This window comes from Microcoleus sp. PH2017_09_SFU_O_A (assembly GCF_020738625.1).
Taxonomy (GTDB): Bacteria; Cyanobacteriota; Cyanobacteriia; order Cyanobacteriales; family Microcoleaceae; genus Microcoleus.
Map to the genome: position 1 here is coordinate 66,317 of NZ_JAEQCF010000055.1, position 14,995 is coordinate 81,311.

The window sequence follows — 14,995 nt, forward strand, 5'->3', positions numbered from 1 at the left end:
TTTTTGTTTGTCAATCTCCAGTTGCGATCGCACTAACGAAACATAATGAAGTCACAAACTAAAGCTGCAACCAAAAACTTTGGCTAACGCTTTATCATCGTTTTTAATCTGATGCAGCACCATGTATCAGTAAACATCTTCGTTGTTGTTCATTCACAATCAAAAATGTGAAGCCCCAAATTATGAAGTCCCATAACTCATCGTCTACACCGAAGGCTGGATTGTACTGAAAAAATCGAGAATTTTCATAATCAATACACGCATTGACATTACGCCAAAATCCTATGGTCAGGTTCTGTTTTTTGTGCTTGTCCACATTCTTGAACCCGTCTGACGGATTTATGCGAGCAATAAAGGTATTGACTCTGGTAGTCAACCATGTGAGACCGTGATGGCACTCGCACATAGTTGCAAGATGAGGGTGTGTTCTTGGATAAGCTAGTTGCATTAAACTCTGCAATTCCGAACCAGGTATTACTTCCTGAAGATTCTCTCGAATAGCTAATTCATCCAATGTTTGCGATTCTAATTCATTATCCTCAAGCTGTATTCCTTTAGCGCTAAACCGGACGACATAGTTGCAACCATCTAAGCAACAACTCATAGCTTCCATGTAGCCGTTCAACTTAGCAATTTCAGGTGTGTTGTGCAATTTCATATAATTAAACTGTTATCGATGTTAAAATTGAATGGGAATACAACACCTAAAACAAAGACCGCTCAAGATGAGAACTCTAACTTATAATTGTATCGAAGATGCGGTACAAGACGCAATATGAGCAGAAATAATGCAATTAATACACGCGATATCATGCTACACTAAAGCTAGGTAAATGACTGTTGATACTGATGACTATTTTTTAGACATCCGGTATGAGTGGCAGACGGCGAATCCGAATACGGCTTGGCTCGATCGAAATGGCAGAGCCTTGTTCTAGATCCTCCTCGCACTGAGCAATTACCATCAGCAGTAAATCCATTAATGCTTGGGCGCGTAACCTTTCAATCCGAACGCGAATAACTGAGGGAGAAACTGCTTCATCAAGTGCTAGTAATGTATGAAAATCTGCATCGAGGGTAACAACTACACGTTCCTCTTCTCTGGCTTTCTGGATGATTTCGGCATCTTCGGCTTGAGACATACCAATTTCACCAACATGGATGGTGTCGATACTTGCATCACGTAATAATGCTGCCGCAGAAAGTGGTAATCCCTGGTCAAGCAACAGCTTCATAACGATTAGGTAGTTCAATGATCCGATCGTCAAGATAAGAGGATACAAAAATTAGAGCTTGTCGGATATCTTCATCCTCTAATTCTGGAAACTCTTGATGTAGTTCTGCTCGATCGGGATAAGTTGCTAGCAGCTCGATTACCCGACGAACAGTCAGCCGAAGCTCGCGAATACATGGTTGCCCATTCATTCGCTTGGGATTGCTTGTAATACGATCTATTTTCATTGCTCCTAATCTCAACTCTTACTTATTATTTTATATCTCATCTTGCCAGTTCGGAAACTTAGACTGATAAATTCTCGCTTGCCTTGAGTGAAATCGCAAATCAAAATCAAGTGCGGTACAAGACATGATATAATCTAAAATACTGCAAATTGCTAGTGAATGTCAAAAGCTAAGTAGATAATTTTATATACTCATGACTATTTTTACTCTGCGATCGATCAAAAAAGACTTCGGCATCAAGGAACTCTTGACAAATGCCAGCTTCAGCCTGGATGAAGGCGATAAAGTCGGACTCATCGGTACCAACGGTTCCGGGAAATCAACGCTGCTGAAGATGATTGCGGGCTTGGAGTCGATCGACTCTGGCGATCGCTGGGTCAATCCAGGCTCTACAATTGTCTATCTGCCGCAACAGCCGGATTTAGACGAAAGTCACACGGTTTTAGAGCAAGTATTTGCCGACAGCGGCGAACAAATGGCTTTGGTGCGGGAATATGAAGAAATTTCGGATGAATTGTCCCACGGTAAAGGCGATACCGACAAGTTGATGGCGCGTCTGTCTACTGTCTCGGCGCGCATTGATGAGGTGGGCGCGTGGGATTTGGAAACTAAGGCTAAATTGATTTTGACGAAGCTGGGGATTGAGGATTTTCATGCCAAAATTGGCGACTTGTCCGGTGGCTACCGCAAGCGAATTGCCTTAGCAACGGCGCTGTTGTCTGAACCTGATGTGTTGTTGATGGATGAACCGACAAACCACTTGGATGCGCTGTCTGTGGAGTGGTTGCAGAACTATTTGAACGGCTATCGCGGTGCTTTGTTGCTGATTACGCACGATCGCTATTTTCTCGATCGCGTTACCAATCGCATTCTGGAGATCGATCGCGCCGACCTATACAATTATGCTGGCAATTACGCTTATTATTTGGAGAAAAAAGCCTTAGCTGAAGAATCCGCCGCCAGCACTCAGCGCAAATTTTCGGGAGTATTGCGGCGTGAGTTGGAATGGCTCAAGAAAGGGCCGAAAGCGCGAAGTACGAAGCAAAAAGCTCGGATCGATCGCATTAAGGATATGCGCGCAGAGGAGTTTAAAACAGCCAATGGTAAAGTCGAGATTGCCACAGCGGGCCGCCGAATTGGCAAGAAAGTCATTGAGTTGTTGAATATCCGTAAAGCCTATGGCGATCGCACTTTAATCAGAGATTTTACCTACAATTTCACTCCCGAAGACCGGATTGGGATTATTGGCTGCAACGGTGCGGGAAAATCGACGCTGATGGATATCATCACCGGACGCATTCAGCCGGATTCTGGTACTGTGGAAATTGGCACAACCATTCATATCGGTTATTTTGACCAGCATTCAGAGGATTTGACACCGAATGAAGACCAGCGGGTGATTGAATATCTCAAAAGTGTGGCGGAATTGGTGCAAACGGCGGATGGGGAAATCATTACTGCTTCTCAAATGTTGGAAAAGTTTCTGTTTCCGCCCAACCAACAGTATGCACCCATTAACAAGCTTTCGGGCGGGGAAAAGCGCAGGTTATTTTTGCTGAAAGTGCTGATGAGTGCGCCCAACGTGCTGATTCTCGACGAACCCACAAACGACCTAGACGTGCAGACTCTGGCGGTTTTAGAGGATTATCTCGAAGACTTTAACGGCTGCGTAATTGTAGTATCGCACGATCGCTATTTTCTCGATCGGACGATCGACATGGTGTTCGCCTTGGAACCTGGCGGCAATTTGCGTTTATATCCCGGCAATTACTCAGTGTATTTAGATTACAAGAAAGCCGAAGAAGCCAAGGAACTCAAAGGACAAAAAGACAAAGAAAAACTTACACGCACCGCTGAATCCAACAATTCATCAGCCAAAGTTGCTCCTCAAAAATCAACTAAAGTTTCCTTCAATGATAAGCGGGAATACGAGCAATTAGAGACTAAAATTCCGAAGCTGGAAGCAGAGAAAGCAGAGATTGAGAAGATTTTGTCCAACAATGCTCCGAGCGGGTTTGCGGAGGTGAAGAAGTTATCCGATCGTTTGGCTAAATTGACTCACGAAATTGATACTGCGACTGAGCGGTGGTTGGACTTAGCCGAACGGCTGGGGTAATTTTGGTTGTCCGAGTGTTGTGTTTGGCTCCTGTTAACAATGACAGGAGCTAGAGGAATTATAAGTAAAAAAATCCCATGCTGAAACGAATATATATTGACAATTTTCGCTGTCTGGTAAACTTTGAACTTGACTTTGATGCAATTAATCTATTTCTAGGTGCTAACGGTTCAGGTAAATCGACTGTTTTTGAAGTATTGCAAAAAATTCAAGCATTTATCAGCGGCGACAGTAAGGTAGAAGGAATTTTCAAACCTGCGGACTTCACCCGCTGGCAAACCTTACAAATTCAGCGTTTCGAGCTAGAAATTCTCGGTAATGACGGCTGCTACACATATCAATTACAAATCGATGAGTATGGAGATAAATGTCGTGTTAGGTACGAGAGTCTGCTCTTTGATAACCGACTTTTACTACAATTTGAATTCGGCGAAGTTCAACTCTATCGAGATGATTATTCGCCAGGCCCGAAATACCAGTTTGACTGGTCGCAATCTATTCTGCCTTCATTAATGCCAAGAAACGACAACACGAAGTTAACTTGGTTTAGAGAACGGATGGCGCGATTTATCATCGTGCAAGTTGTTCCCAGCTTGATGGTTGATGAAAGCAAGCAAGAACAAATGCGTTTGACTCCAAAAATGGAAAATTTTGTTTCTTGGTATCGCTACTTATCTGAAGATCAAGGTAAGGTTGCGGAAATAGGAAATATTTTAAAAGATGTTTTGAATGGATTCAACAATTTTAAATTTGAGCGAGTCAGCGAAGAAAATGTGTTGTTAAAACTGCGGTTTTCAGGAGAAACAGACAATATCAAACCAATTGAATATCGCTTGGGAGAATTGTCGGATGGACAAAAAACCCTAGTTGCTTTATATACCCTGATTCACGGTACAAAATCTGAAGACTATACTTTGTGGATTGATGAACCGGAAAACTTTTTAGCATTACCAGAAATTCAACCTTGGCTGATTGAACTTTATGACCTTTGTAACGAGGGAAAACTTCAAGCTTTACTAATTTCTCACCATCCTGAGTTAATTAACTATCTGTTAGCTTCACCGATTGGCTATTGGTTTGAGCGTCAAAGCAATGCTGCGGTTCGAGTTAAACGAATTAGTAGTGAAGTAGCTGATAATTCTGGATTGCCAGTTTCTGAATTGATTGCACGGGGATGGTTGAATGAGTCAGCGTAGAGTTCAGATTGTCATTCTCTGCGAGGACAGACAGCAGGAGGTTTTTGCCCGTCATTTCCTGAAAAAGCGAGGTTTCACAGGTCTATTTCGGACTAAGATTTGTCCGCCCGGTAGCCAATCTGGAGAACAGTATGTACGCAGTCAGTATCCGGTGGAAGTGAAAGCTTATCGCCAGAATAAAAACCGGGTATCGATCGCATTAGTGGTATTAATTGATGCAGATACGGGTACGCCACAAGACAGACTAAATCAGTTAGCTAGTATACTCGATCAAGATGCTCAGGAAAAGAGGGAATCCCATGAGGCGATCGCAATTTTCGTCCCCAAGCGCAATATTGAGACTTGGATACACTATTTGCAGGGAGAAACTGTGAATGAGGAGGATGCTTACGCAAAATATGAGAAAAATGAGGCTATTTGCAAAACCTATGTTGAGAATTTAGCCGATCGATGTTATTCTCAAAGCTTACCAGAAGATGCACCGCCATCGCTTCAGGCAGCTTGTGGGGAATTACAGCGGGTGTTATCACTGTTGGATCAATGAGTTAATCAATCATAAAATCTAAAATCTAAAATCGATTGACTGCTGTCGCTGTCATCATCCCCCAAAACCAATCGATTTTGTATCGTTCAATTTCAACTTCTTGCAATCCCTCACTTTGCATCATCGCTTGACATTCCGCGACTCCATAGGTACGCAAATGAGCGCGGTTAAAACATCGCAGGAAAAAGTCACAAACCTTGCAAGTTAGATAATCATAACACCAATCTGTAATCACTAGACGACCATTAGGTTTGAGAACCCGTTTTGCTTCTTGGAGTGCTTGGAATGGATCTCGAAAAAAATGAAATGCACTGGTTGAAACTACTAGATCAAAATAGTTGCTGGGAAATGGCAGGTTGTCAGCACTACCTAGTTTTAACTCCACAAATTCAGGTAGTTTCTGTTTGGCAATTTCGAGCATTTCGGCACAGGCGTCAATTCCGATAACTTCTGATTCTGGAGACACCTGTAACAGACGCTGGATTAAAACCCCGGTTCCACAACCAAGGTCTAAAATACGTTCTCCTTGGTTAATTTCTAGACGGTTGAGTGTTTCCCCAATTGTGGCATTGACATAAAATGACCAACGACTATCATATCGCTTGGCGAGGCGAGAATATTCTGTTTGAACTGGATCTGAGTACATGATTTTTAATTAGAAGGAAGACATAATAAGCTGTTCCGCATCTAAGTTAGGTTTTTTGTGCGGGCGAGACGCCCACCCCACAATAATTTTATCAAAATCTAAGTGAATTTTTCGGGCGAGACGCCCACTCCACAATAATTTTATCAAACTTAACTGTGAAATTTAGATGCACCTCAGCTTATTAGATGAAAGCTCGGAACTGTCTTATTTTATTTTGGATTTTACAGCCCGAGATTCTAATGTAAATCCGGGAATATCTGCTAATTCTGTTTCACTCAAACTGTACTGTTCGCAAACCAAACTCAGGCGAGTCCCAGGACTTGTAACTGCATTCACAGAATGGGTTAAGTCTCCTTGGAAATACACCAGCGTATTTGCTTCTGGCTTAATTTGCCCGACTTGTTTTTTGTGACAGCGCAACACCAACTCTCCGCCTTCGAGATTTATTGGTACTTGCACATACAATACGCTGACTGTCGCGGGCGGTTCAACTGTTTTGCAATACGATCGCAAAGATCGATATGCGGATCGACGCGAGAACCTTCTTTCAGCAGTAGAGGGTTGAGGTAAAAAGCATTACAAGCTGACTGTAGGGCTTGGTCTAGATAGGGTTTGAAGCAGGGGAATTTCTGTTCGACTTGTGCAATCTCTGAACGCTGGAATACCAGTGAAAACCCTTTTGTACCGATGAAGTCGCGGTTGAGATTATTGATGGCAAAATAAGGAGATGCGAGAATTGCTCCGCGCAAATCGTTGAGATAAGTAGTGGAGAAAGCGTTAAGATGTTTGCTATAGTATTTCAAGGAATTCAAAGGTAATGTTGACGATTTCTTTGTAACTTTTTTAAATGGCAAAAATAAATACTATTTAACTGCCATCCTAAATGTTTGGCAATATCTCATACATTAATATATAGCCTTTCTCAAAAAAGTGAGGTATGCCCGCGAGTCCTATGCTCTATGCCCTATGCCCTATGCCCATTAGTACCTCATCTTTCTGAGAAAGGCTATAACCTTCTTTTTTTATAGATGTAACTGTATTTTTTCACCAGGTAATTCTATTTGTCCCTTATATTGTATTTCAATAGTCATTGGTGTCAATTCTTGAATTCTCCAATTCTCCAATTCTTCAATCGATTAGCCGTAAAGTCAAGTTGTGTGTCTAGAGCCGGGGAAAGCCCTGAATGGGCATTGACAAAAAAACTAAAATGTGTATGAGACTAAGGCTGAGTAAAAGTGGCAGCAGAAATTAGCAGGCAAAAAGGCGGAAAACAGCTTGCTTCAGAAGTAGAGACCGGGCAATAAGTTTGCCAAAGACTAAAAATTTTGTTATGAGTTGAGCTACAATTAACCTGTTCTAAGCCAAGAATTGGTCAACATCACAAGTATCCTGTAGAAATCTGAAGTTGAGAATCTCAGAGTTGTCGAGGAGCGGGAGCCAACAAAAAACTATGCCTCAAAAAGTAATCGCCAAACAGATGTCCTTGGAATCAGCGTCCGATCCGATCGCCGTGGTGGCGACCGTCGAAACAGTGCCATCCGAAACAGTGGCAGTAGAGTCCTACGCCGATCGGTTGATGGACGAACTGTTTGAAGGAGTCGATCGAGCATTCGACGGCAGCGAGGGACTGCCAGCCGAGCAGATGCCACCAGCAGAATTCGTGGCGCTAAAATCCATCTCGGTACCTCAAATAGTTTTGTCGCAGTTGGCGCCAGAACCTCCGCGAGGCGGGGAACAAGAGGTAGCAGCGATCGCCCGCCAAGTCGCCCTAGAAACAACCAAAAAACAGTCCAAACAATCATTTGACCGAATCCTGCTAGGAGCAGCCTGTGGGTCGCTGCTTCTAGTCATGGGATTGTGGCTGGCAAGCAGGTCGGGACTGGTGCGCTTGCCCGCAGCCCCGACCCCGCAGACGCCGGCAGCAAGTGGCAAAATTGCACCAGACACCCAGTTTGTCGAATACGTGCAGCGATCGCTAGTAGCGATCGAACAAAAAAAAGCTCCTCAGGCTAACTCGCAACTTGCCACAGTTCCGGGAGCCGCAACCCCAGGAACACTCCCGAGCATTTCAATTTCCGGCGCGCCACCGGCAACCGCAGGTCTTTCGACAGCAGTCAACCGCATCGCGAATGCCCTAGAACAAGCCGCCGCCGCGCCGGGAGCACCTGCACCCCAAGTCGTAGTCATCCCTCCCCCCGCTCAGGTGACTGTGGCTCCGGCGGCTCCGACTCAGGTGAATGTGGCGGTTCCGGCAGCTTCTCAAACCGCAGCAGGTTCGCCTTCACCGTCAGCCTCTGCCTCCGGTCGCGCGATCGCCACCGCTGGCAATCGCAGTCCCCTCGCGGCTGCTGCTTCCCCCTCGGAGTCTGTGCAGCCAAAGATTTTGGCTCGCGAAACTGAATCAGCACCAGCGCCAGCAGCAGGGCAATCCGCGCCAGCGCCCCAGCAATCGGCAGCGGCTGTTACCGGCGCGCCGACTTCCGCCCAGACGCTAGTGGGGATTTTGGAATTGGGCGATCGATCGGCTGCTTTGTTTGAAGTAGACGGTGTAGCCCGCAGAATTTATGTCGGTGAAAGCATCGGCGCTAGCGGTTGGACTCTGGCAGAAATCAAAAATCAAGAAGCAGTTATCCGCAAGGGTGGAGATGTGCGATCGGTTTTTGTCGGACAAAAGTTCTAATCCGTTAGTTGACAGTTGACAGTTGTCAGTTGTCAGTTGTCAGTTGTCATATCAATTCCGGTAGCATCGTCCTGTATTCAGCTCTCTATTCTCGGACTCTGTGTCAATAGTGTTCTAGAAAGGTTAAATCACCTGACCATGCAACCGGAAACGATATCAGTTATCAGTTGTCAGTTGCGGTGCCTTGAGCGAAGTCGAAGGGTCAGTTGTTAGTAGCTAATAAATCGATCGCTGGGGAATCTCCACTGCTAAAAACGAATAACAAATAACCAATAACAAATAACCAATAACACAGAATTTTCATAAAAAATGAGCATATTTGATGATGTCAGCCGCTTTCTAGAAACCCGATTAGAAGAATTTTTGCGTAGCAACCCCCACCTGGAATTGCAGGCAATAGAAGAACAACTCAAGGAACAAGAAGAAGACACCCTGCGACTGATTCTAGAGATTCAGAAACAAGAGAAAACACTGCAAGCAGAAATTCTGTCCGCCGCCCAAGAAATTCAGCGCTGGAACGATCGCGCCAACAAAGCCAAAGCAGCTCAAAGGCTGGATCTCGCTCAAGCCGCCCAAGAGCGACAAGCAGCTTTGCTGCGTCAGGGAAATCAGCGCTGGGGACAAATGCAAGGCTGCAAAGAACGGATAGAAAAAGCCAAAGAATTGTACCGCCAAATTCAATTGCGCCGAAAAGAAGTCCGGGCCAAAGCCGCAGAAGCGAAAACTAAAACTACCGCTAAAGCAGATAAAACTGAGCAGAATTGGGATACAAAGGGTTGGAATCAGAGTTCTAATTATAACAGTTTTAAGGCGGCAGACCCTCTAGAACAAAAGTTTCAAAACTGGGAAGCTGAGGAAGAACTCGATCGCATGAAACGCAATATGGGTCGATAAGCTGCTGGGCGAGCGAGAGATAGCGTGCTATGTTCCAGAGGAGAATTTGAGGAGTGGGGAACAGTTCCGGGAAATATACAATTTAAATCCGCAACAGCCGATCGAGAGTATCCCTGTTGAACAATAATTTTTGTTAATTCTGTACCCATATATTCGTAAATATGCAATAAATCTCCAATCTCCAATCTCCAATCTCCAACGGCAGGACAGGGATTTTGGCAAATCCAGCCTATCGCTCATAACATAGGAGGAAGAGTCGCCTTCATGGCATCATAGAAACTTGTCCCTCATATCATTGAAACCGATGACTGCTCAAAAATCCCCAGTTTCCCCCGTCACCTGGATTGAAGACCGAGTGCTGCTAATTGAGCAAAACCGACTGCCCAAAGAATACGCTACAGTCGAAATTACCAACTCTCAAGATATGGCTGAGGCGATTAAAACTATGATCGTGCGAGGTGCTCCGGCGATTGGGGTAGCAGCAGCTTACGGGATGTATTTGGGTGCGAGGGAAATCGAAACGGGCGATCGCACTGAATTTCTGGCTAAACTAGAACAAGTTGGTGAATTATTGCGATCGACTCGTCCCACAGCAGTTAATTTGTTTTGGGCAATATCCCGAATGCTCAAAACAGCAAATCAAACTAGCGGTTCCGTCGAACAAGTACAAAAAACTTTGTTAGAAATGGCTAAAACCATTCAAGCAGAAGACGTACAAACTTGTAAAGATATCGGCGACAAAGGTTTAGAAGTTCTACCAGCAACACCAGAAAAATTGAACTTACTAACTCACTGCAATGCCGGTGCGTTAGCCACAGCCGGCTACGGTACAGCATTAGGTGTATTTCGTTCTGCTTGGCGAGAAGGCCGACTCGGCAGAGTTTTTGCTGACGAAACTCGCCCCCGTCTCCAAGGCGCCAAACTCACCACTTGGGAATGCGTGCAAGAAGGAATTCCCGTCACATTAATCGCCGACAATATGGCCGCCCACTGCATGAAACTCGGCATGATTCACGCCGTAGTTGTCGGTGCAGACAGAATCGCTGCTAACGGCGACGCCGCCAATAAAATTGGCACTTACAGTTTAGCAATTGTTGCCAAAGCTCACAACGTCCCCTTCTTTGTCGCCGCTCCTCTGTCAACAATTGATTTTGAACTTTCCGACGGTAGCCAAATCCCCATTGAAGAACGCGATTCAGTTGAAATGTATCAAGTTGGAACTACCCGAATTTGTCCTGAAGGAGTAGAATTTTACAATCCAGCTTTTGATGTAACTCCGGCTGCATTAATCTCGGGAATCATCACAGAATACGGCACGGTTGCTCCGGAAGATTTGAAACAGTTTCAAGCAAAACAATTAGTTTAATTGTATGTTACTCCACCGCTCAGTTCATGATTAATTTTTGCGAATAATACTGCTTTGGCTAATTAGGTCGAGCGATGAATTTGACGTAAAATATGTAGCCAAAGCCGCAGATATGTAAAGACACGGCCGTGCGGTGTCCTACCGCCATTCAAGTTTTAAGCAATGGTAAAAACATGATTTATAGCTCTCGTAACCAGCAGATAAAAATTGCGATCGCAACTCTAATTATACCAGTTTTGTTTCCTACAGTGGCTCATGCTCAGTTGTCGCCAACCCTTAAAACTCAGGAATCAGCAGCCAAACAATATGTGGTAGAAATGAATAAAGCTCAGCAAGACTACTATCGCAATAATACGGGTTTTACAAGTTCTGTTTCTAATCTAGCTCTCGGCATTAAAGCTGACACAGCTAATTACAAATATTCAATTGATACAGTAAACAAAGCTGTATTTAATTATGCAGTGTCGAATCAATCTAATCTCAAAAGTTTTGTGGGTGGAGTCTTTTTGGCAGGAAATAAGACCCAAACAATCTTGTGTCTAAATGTTGCTTCTGGCAAGATTAAACCAGCTAAGCCAACAATGGATACTAAAGGGGTTGTAGCCTGCGGTGCTAATACAGCAAAAGTTGCTCAATAAATTATCTCTAATTGATGTGTAATTTAGCAGATAATTGGATAGTAAGTGCAGATATAGCTAAGGAGTTGCTGTCACGAGGAGCTACCTTGCTCGATGCTCGCGCACCTATTTTAAAGTGGTTTTGCCGTCTCCCGCCAGCTATTCCCGTAACTTGGCAGGAATTTTCGCGATCGCACTTTCCGCACAAAGGCAAAATTCTCGAAGATGACACAATCTTAACAGAAAAACTGCAAGCACTGGGAATTTGTCAAGACAAACCTGTAATCGCGATCGCCAATTCCGTGAAAGGATGGGGCGAAGACGGGCGGATTGTTTGGATGCTGCGAAGTTTGGGACACGAAAAAGCTGTTTTTGTAGGTGGAGGATATCAAGCTTTAGTCAAAGCTGGAATTTCTCACGTAACAGGTGCAAATAATCCACCTCAGCCCGGAGATTTTATCGTATCTCGCCGCTCGACTTGGGAAATCAATCGGGATGATTTAAAAGCTATTTTAGGCAATGATAATTTAGCAGTTATTGATGCCCGAGAGCCGCGAGAATATGCAGGTAAAACACCTTACGGAGAAACGCGGGGCGGCCACATTCCCGGGGCAATTCACCTTTATTACAAACAGTTGATGGACAAGCAGGGACAACTCCTCTCTCGCGGGGAAATTGTCGAAATCTTGCGGCAGAAAGGTGTTTCGCTGTCAACTAAAATTGTGAGTTATTGTAGTGGCGGAATTAGGTCTGCGTGGTTGACTTCGGTGTTGACAAGTTTCGGCTTTGATGCTAAGAATTATGCAGGTTCAATGTGGGAATGGTCGGCTTCGCCTGCTGATAGCTATCAGTTAGAAAAAAGTCGTAGGTTGCCTCAGCTTAGAGCTTGTCAATTAGAGATATAGCGGTTCTCAGAATGATGAGGTACGTTGTTGGGCTTCAGCCCTCTTAGTTTGGTCGTAGGGTGCGTCAGCTCAGAGCTTTTTAATTATATATGAAATAACCATAGCTGACGCACCCTACTAAGCTTTGACAAAACCTGCTAATTCATTAAGAATGCAACCTTGATAAACCGACGGGTTTCAGGTTGAAGCATCTCAACCAACTTGTTCGATATACTGAGCGAGATCGTCGCGCAGGCGGCTCAGTTCGGCTTCGGTGGTGACGCGCAGGCGATCGTCCCTAACCGTAATCAGCACTTTCGCAGCAAAAGGAGTCGCCCAAATATTTGGGTTGCAGAAAACCTCCAAAAATACATCCCCTGCATACCGATATTCCATCGGTTTTTGGGGAGAAGCTTTAGCACCAGCGGTTTTGGCTGCTACGGCTTTCAAGCTGTCCATCAAAGTGGCGATCGCACTTTGCAAATCCCGCGCAGCTTCCGGGGAAAAGCTAAACGAGACAGAACCTTCAACTAAATTCAGTGTCAGCGGAGAAAGAGACATGGGCAATGAAATTTAATATACAATCGTTAATGCTAAAAAATATAGTAACCCAAAAGAAGTACGTTCCAGCTCAATTGGACTGCGAGAATGCTATTAATTGAAACTTCTCTCAACAAGCTTGGCTAAATTAATGAAAATAAATCTAGTTGCAAGCTAGATTCTATAATACTTTTAACCTTTCGTGACTTGATACGCTTTAAACTAGAAGCCAGAAAACTCGATCGCTGATAGAGGAGATTCTATGGTTGCCGATAACCGTTCCGAAGTCCGCAAGGTTTTAATCATTACCTTATTGCTAAACTTGCTAGTGATGGCAATTAAAGCAGGCGTGGGATGGCTGACTGGTTCCTTGAGTTTGCTGGCAGATGCCTTGCACAGCGTCACGGACAGCGCTAATAATATTTTAGGATTGGTAACTAATCATTATGCCAATCCGCAACCCGATCGCGATCATCCCTACGGACACCAGAAATTTGACGCTCTCGGAGCTCTGGGAATTGCAGTTTTTCTGGGAATTGCCTGTTTTGAAATTCTCAGCGGTGCTGTCGAAAGGCTGCTACACGGCGGTAAAGCTGTCAAAATATCCCCAAATGAACTGTGGATTTTGCTGCTGGTACTGGGGATTAATATTTTTGTAACTTTTTACGAGCGCAGAGTTGGCAAACGTCTCGGTAGCGCGATTTTGGTGGCTGACGCCCAGCACACGATGAGCGATGTTTGGGTGACAATTATGGTCATCGGCGGGTTGATTGGTGTTTGGCAAGGTCAGATTTTAAAGATACCTCAATTGCAATCCCTGGATGTGTTTTTGTCTTTTCCAGTTGCTCTTTTGGTATTTCACAGCGGTTGGAAAGTTTTAACGGAAAATTTGCCTTGGTTGGTGGATGAAATGGCGATCGCACCGGAAGTCATCCAAGCAATTGCCATGGATGTGCCCGGAGTTGTTAATTGTCACTCGATCGCCTCTCGCGGGCTGATCGGGCGTCAAGTGTTTATTGATATGCACATGATTGTCAATGCTGTCGATGTAGAAACTGCTCACCGGATCACAGAAGAAGTTGAAGCCCGTTTGGAAGAACGTTTCAGCCCTGTACGCATCTTAATTCACGTTGAGCCGCCTGCTTACCATTCCGACCAAATTAGCTACGAGGCGCAAGAGAGGGAAGAAGGAATCAGCAAGAGGTAAGGATGAAGCAAGAAAGATTTAGGCTGTATTTCCAGTAAAAAGCAGGTTGAGTGATAAAGGAGGAAGGCGATGAAAGGCGATCGCAATTCCTCCAATTTTTTAAATCCTATCAATCTGGTGAGAGCAATCGCACTTCGTTTAGTTGTGGTTTTCCACAGGAAAAAGGGGGTTTTCCACAGAAATATGCAAGTTTTCCACAATAGCTTTAATAATTATCGGGCAAAAGACTATAGGTATAAGTTGCCAGTATTTTGGATTTCTACAGCTATTTTCTCTCGCAAGTCCCAAGGTACCAGAATTTCGACTTGCGCTCCCAAAGCTCCCAACCACCTCAGCGGGTAGTAATCTCTCATTGACATACTCCCCGGCGTAAACGCGCGGGGATTCTTTACGCCTCATCGACTGATGCTACCTTTCATAGTCTTACTCTGTCTCCGCGTACATTTAAGGTTAGCAGCGTTTTCATCTCTATCTTGCTCAACACCGCAACTGACGCAAAGCACTGAACGAATAGATAAATCAATCTTCCCCCATTTGAATCCACAATCTGCACAGATTTGGCTAGTCGGTTCCCACCTACTAATTACCTTGAATTCCCTGCCAAATTTCTCCGACTTGCCCTCACAAAGAGTCCTGAATTCTCTCCATCCTTGCAGACTAATTGCACTGGCAAGTTTACGATTCTTGACCATGCCTGACACGTTCAAATCTTCCAAAATAATTACTTGGTTTTCGTTGACTATTTTGGTTGACAATTTGTGTAGGAAGTCTTGGCGGGTGTCGGCAATTCGATTGTGTAACTTGGCAATTTTAATGCGAGTTACATTCCTTCTTTTAGAATCTT

At 44.4% G+C, this 14,995-nt stretch carries 18 protein-coding genes; 9 read left to right on the plus strand and 9 right to left on the minus strand.

Annotated features, from left to right (window positions below; translation table 11 throughout):
- Nucleotides 1-103: 103 nt before the first annotated feature.
- The 3 genes from JGK16_RS20725 to JGK16_RS20735 all read right to left on the minus strand — a co-directional run bounded on the left by JGK16_RS20725 (nt 104) and on the right by JGK16_RS20735 (nt 1,461).
- Nucleotides 104-658 (minus strand): hypothetical protein, encoded by a 555-nt coding sequence (locus JGK16_RS20725; protein ID WP_293183162.1) that lies wholly within the window; start codon nt 656-658, stop codon nt 104-106.
- A gap of 202 nt (nt 659-860) precedes the next feature.
- A complete protein-coding gene (locus tag JGK16_RS20730; RefSeq protein WP_293183160.1) occupies nt 861-1,235 on the minus strand; it encodes a DUF5615 family PIN-like protein in 375 nt (124 codons plus the stop codon).
- Nucleotides 1,219-1,461, minus strand: a complete 243-nt coding sequence (locus JGK16_RS20735) for a DUF433 domain-containing protein (RefSeq protein WP_293183159.1) — start codon at nt 1,459-1,461, stop codon at nt 1,219-1,221. The genes JGK16_RS20730 and JGK16_RS20735 overlap by 17 nt, the downstream gene beginning before the upstream one ends.
- A 193-nt stretch (nt 1,462-1,654) precedes the next feature.
- Between JGK16_RS20735 and JGK16_RS20740 the strand changes: the two genes are divergently transcribed.
- The 3 genes from JGK16_RS20740 (at nt 1,655) to JGK16_RS20750 (ending at nt 5,317) form a co-directional block, all read left to right on the plus strand.
- The gene (locus JGK16_RS20740) at nt 1,655-3,577 is read left to right on the plus strand and encodes an ABC-F family ATP-binding cassette domain-containing protein (protein ID WP_293196660.1); all 1,923 of its coding nucleotides are present in this window, start codon (nt 1,655-1,657) and stop codon (nt 3,575-3,577) included.
- Nucleotides 3,578-3,654: 77 nt separating this feature from the next.
- Nucleotides 3,655-4,773: an AAA family ATPase gene (locus tag JGK16_RS20745; protein WP_293183155.1), complete on the plus strand. Its 1,119-nt coding sequence runs from the start codon at nt 3,655-3,657 to the stop codon at nt 4,771-4,773.
- The gene (locus JGK16_RS20750) at nt 4,760-5,317 is read left to right on the plus strand and encodes a hypothetical protein (protein WP_293192243.1); all 558 of its coding nucleotides are present in this window, start codon (nt 4,760-4,762) and stop codon (nt 5,315-5,317) included. The genes JGK16_RS20745 and JGK16_RS20750 overlap by 14 nt, the downstream gene beginning before the upstream one ends.
- A 25-nt stretch (nt 5,318-5,342) precedes the next feature.
- Here the strand turns inward: JGK16_RS20750 and JGK16_RS20755 are convergent, their stop codons facing one another.
- The 3 genes from JGK16_RS20755 to JGK16_RS20765 all read right to left on the minus strand — a co-directional run bounded on the left by JGK16_RS20755 (nt 5,343) and on the right by JGK16_RS20765 (nt 6,766).
- On the minus strand, nt 5,343-5,963 hold the full coding sequence (locus JGK16_RS20755) for a methyltransferase domain-containing protein (RefSeq protein ID WP_293192245.1): 621 nt from the start codon (nt 5,961-5,963) through the stop codon (nt 5,343-5,345).
- A gap of 204 nt (nt 5,964-6,167) precedes the next feature.
- Nucleotides 6,168-6,422: a 2OG-Fe(II) oxygenase gene (locus JGK16_RS20760; RefSeq protein ID WP_293192247.1), complete on the minus strand. Its 255-nt coding sequence runs from the start codon at nt 6,420-6,422 to the stop codon at nt 6,168-6,170.
- Complete coding sequence (locus JGK16_RS20765) at nt 6,407-6,766, minus strand: hypothetical protein (RefSeq protein WP_293192249.1); 360 nt, start codon at nt 6,764-6,766, stop codon at nt 6,407-6,409. Before JGK16_RS20765 ends, JGK16_RS20760 begins: the two co-directional genes overlap by 16 nt.
- Nucleotides 6,767-7,413: 647 nt before the next feature.
- On the opposite strand from JGK16_RS20765, the gene JGK16_RS20770 reads away from it, so the two are divergent.
- The 5 genes from JGK16_RS20770 (at nt 7,414) to JGK16_RS20790 (ending at nt 12,425) form a co-directional block, all read left to right on the plus strand.
- Entirely contained in the window at nt 7,414-8,643 is a 1,230-nt protein-coding gene (locus tag JGK16_RS20770; protein WP_293183147.1) for a hypothetical protein, read from the plus strand.
- Between the two features lie 309 nt (nt 8,644-8,952).
- Nucleotides 8,953-9,537, plus strand: coding sequence for a TIGR04376 family protein (locus JGK16_RS20775; protein ID WP_293183144.1), 585 nt, complete (start codon nt 8,953-8,955; stop codon nt 9,535-9,537).
- A gap of 304 nt (nt 9,538-9,841) precedes the next feature.
- Nucleotides 9,842-10,903, plus strand: a complete 1,062-nt coding sequence (mtnA, locus tag JGK16_RS20780; protein ID WP_293192251.1) for an S-methyl-5-thioribose-1-phosphate isomerase — start codon at nt 9,842-9,844, stop codon at nt 10,901-10,903.
- A 173-nt stretch (nt 10,904-11,076) separates the two neighbouring features.
- Complete coding sequence (locus JGK16_RS20785; protein WP_293203378.1) at nt 11,077-11,541, plus strand: type IV pilin-like G/H family protein; 465 nt, start codon at nt 11,077-11,079, stop codon at nt 11,539-11,541.
- 14 nt (nt 11,542-11,555) lie between these two features.
- On the plus strand, nt 11,556-12,425 hold the full coding sequence (locus tag JGK16_RS20790) for a rhodanese-like domain-containing protein (protein WP_293192253.1): 870 nt from the start codon (nt 11,556-11,558) through the stop codon (nt 12,423-12,425).
- A gap of 192 nt (nt 12,426-12,617) precedes the next feature.
- Here JGK16_RS20790 and JGK16_RS20795 read toward each other — a convergent pair whose 3' ends face one another.
- The gene (locus JGK16_RS20795) at nt 12,618-12,965 is read right to left on the minus strand and encodes a hypothetical protein (RefSeq protein ID WP_293183136.1); all 348 of its coding nucleotides are present in this window, start codon (nt 12,963-12,965) and stop codon (nt 12,618-12,620) included.
- 241 nt (nt 12,966-13,206) lie between these two features.
- Between JGK16_RS20795 and JGK16_RS20800 the strand changes: the two genes are divergently transcribed.
- The gene (locus JGK16_RS20800; RefSeq protein ID WP_293192255.1) at nt 13,207-14,151 is read left to right on the plus strand and encodes a cation diffusion facilitator family transporter; all 945 of its coding nucleotides are present in this window, start codon (nt 13,207-13,209) and stop codon (nt 14,149-14,151) included.
- A gap of 227 nt (nt 14,152-14,378) precedes the next feature.
- On the opposite strand, the gene JGK16_RS20805 is transcribed toward JGK16_RS20800, so the two are convergent.
- Nucleotides 14,379-14,504 (minus strand): hypothetical protein, encoded by a 126-nt coding sequence (locus tag JGK16_RS20805; protein ID WP_293192257.1) that lies wholly within the window; start codon nt 14,502-14,504, stop codon nt 14,379-14,381.
- Nucleotides 14,505-14,546: 42 nt separating this feature from the next.
- Nucleotides 14,547-14,995: transposase (locus JGK16_RS20810; RefSeq protein WP_293203380.1), on the minus strand; the 449-nt coding region annotated here is incomplete at its 5' end.

Coding starts and splice junctions, on each gene's coding strand:
- JGK16_RS20725 (WP_293183162.1), bottom strand. CDS start 658: ATGAAATTGCACAACACACCTGAAATTGCTAAGTTGAACGGCTACATG.
- JGK16_RS20785 (WP_293203378.1), top strand. CDS start 11,077: ATGATTTATAGCTCTCGTAACCAGCAGATAAAAATTGCGATCGCAACT.
- JGK16_RS20775 (WP_293183144.1), top strand. CDS start 8,953: ATGAGCATATTTGATGATGTCAGCCGCTTTCTAGAAACCCGATTAGAA.
- JGK16_RS20770 (WP_293183147.1), top strand. CDS start 7,414: ATGCCTCAAAAAGTAATCGCCAAACAGATGTCCTTGGAATCAGCGTCC.
- JGK16_RS20790 (WP_293192253.1), top strand. CDS start 11,556: ATGTGTAATTTAGCAGATAATTGGATAGTAAGTGCAGATATAGCTAAG.
- mtnA (WP_293192251.1), top strand. CDS start 9,842: ATGACTGCTCAAAAATCCCCAGTTTCCCCCGTCACCTGGATTGAAGAC.
- JGK16_RS20795 (WP_293183136.1), bottom strand. CDS start 12,965: ATGTCTCTTTCTCCGCTGACACTGAATTTAGTTGAAGGTTCTGTCTCG.
- JGK16_RS20755 (WP_293192245.1), bottom strand. CDS start 5,963: ATGTACTCAGATCCAGTTCAAACAGAATATTCTCGCCTCGCCAAGCGA.
- JGK16_RS20730 (WP_293183160.1), bottom strand. CDS start 1,235: ATGAAGCTGTTGCTTGACCAGGGATTACCACTTTCTGCGGCAGCATTA.
- JGK16_RS20800 (WP_293192255.1), top strand. CDS start 13,207: ATGGTTGCCGATAACCGTTCCGAAGTCCGCAAGGTTTTAATCATTACC.
- JGK16_RS20750 (WP_293192243.1), top strand. CDS start 4,760: ATGAGTCAGCGTAGAGTTCAGATTGTCATTCTCTGCGAGGACAGACAG.
- JGK16_RS20740 (WP_293196660.1), top strand. CDS start 1,655: ATGACTATTTTTACTCTGCGATCGATCAAAAAAGACTTCGGCATCAAG.
- JGK16_RS20805 (WP_293192257.1), bottom strand. CDS start 14,504: ATGAGAGATTACTACCCGCTGAGGTGGTTGGGAGCTTTGGGAGCGCAA.
- JGK16_RS20735 (WP_293183159.1), bottom strand. CDS start 1,461: ATGAAAATAGATCGTATTACAAGCAATCCCAAGCGAATGAATGGGCAA.
- JGK16_RS20745 (WP_293183155.1), top strand. CDS start 3,655: ATGCTGAAACGAATATATATTGACAATTTTCGCTGTCTGGTAAACTTT.